Source organism: Massilia jejuensis, assembly GCF_042656795.1.
Lineage (GTDB): Bacteria > Pseudomonadota > Gammaproteobacteria > Burkholderiales > Burkholderiaceae_D > Telluria > Telluria jejuensis.
In genome coordinates, this window is the sequence record NZ_JBHSMS010000090.1 from 1 (window position 1) to 1251 (window position 1251).

The following is a 1251-nucleotide window of genomic DNA, read 5'->3' on the forward strand; positions in this document are numbered from 1 at the left end:
ATATCCGGTCTCGTACTAATACACCTGTTCCAGGTGCTGGACCCTGATGGGCTATTCGCGCGCTGACTCCCTATCGCTTTGACGGGCTCGAAGGCCTCAGACGTTATCGGGTTTCATCAGCGCCGGTTCGACCTGTTGGCCATCATGCGGCTTGTCATGCAATCGTAGTTCGGATACTTCTTCAGGTACTTCTACAGCTGCGCTACGCGGCTTGCGGTTGGTAATCAGTTCCTCTGGTGAGCATTGCCCAAGCGATACGGGCCGTCTTGTTCGCTAACGCTACTGCGGCGATATTCGGGTGTCGCGTCATTGCGATGCGCATCACCCAGATACTCAATCGGTCCGTTTTCGCTTGCGCCGTTCGGATGACAGCTCGGGCGCCATGGATGAGCAAACTGCGAAGATAAGCATCGCCTCGCTTGCTAATGCCGAGCAATCGCTCCTTTCCTCCCGAGCTGTTTTGTTTGGGCGTCAGCCCAAACGAAGCAGCCATCTCTCGACCGTTGGAAAACTGACTCGCGTCTCCAACCGTTGCCAGCAATGCCGTCGCGGTAAGCGGCCCGATGCCACGAACTTGCTGCAAGCGTATAGCCACGGGGTCTTGCCGGGCAATCTGTTCGATCTCCCGGTCGAGCTCTTCGATACGGTCGTCGAAAGCCAGCAGATCTCGCCACAGGCCACGCAACAGCCGACGAAAGCGTTCGCTTAGCCCGTTTTCCTGATCCTCGAGCCAGCGCGGGATTGCCAACCTCAAGTGCAGCAGTTCTTTCGGCGCCACCAATCCATATTCGGACGTCAGACCCCGCAGCTGGTTGGCCTTCGCCTTGCGCTGATCCATTAGACCCGAGCGCACCCGGTGTACGGCCTGGATATCCTGCTGCTCGACGGTTTTAACTGCGACAAAACGCATGCTCGGCCGGCTCATCGCTTCGCAGATCGCTTCGGCGTCGTTCGCGTCGTTCTTGTTGCTCTTGACGTAGGGCTTAACGAACTGCGGAGCGATCAGCTTCGCCGTGTATCCCTTTGCCTGTAGCAGCCGGGCCCAGTGGTGCGCGCCGCTACACGCTTCCATCCCGATCTCGCAGCCCGGCTCGATCCTGTCGAGCAGTGCCTTTATCCAGTCACCACGCACTAGCTTGCGCCGCCAGACCGTCTTTTCTGAGCGGTCTACGCCGTGCAGTTGAAAGACATTCTTTGCCAAGTCGACCCCAACGCGGATAAGCTTCATGACGGACTCCTTCTTTCAAACCG

General features: G+C 58.0%; 1 protein-coding gene. It reads right to left on the reverse strand.

Features of this window, described 5'->3' with window-relative positions; genetic code table 11:
• Positions 1-202: 202 nt before the first annotated feature.
• Complete coding sequence (locus ACFPOU_RS23625) at positions 203-1228, reverse strand: IS110 family RNA-guided transposase (RefSeq protein WP_379727536.1); 1026 nt, start codon at positions 1226-1228, stop codon at positions 203-205.
• Positions 1229-1251 lie beyond the last annotated feature (23 nt).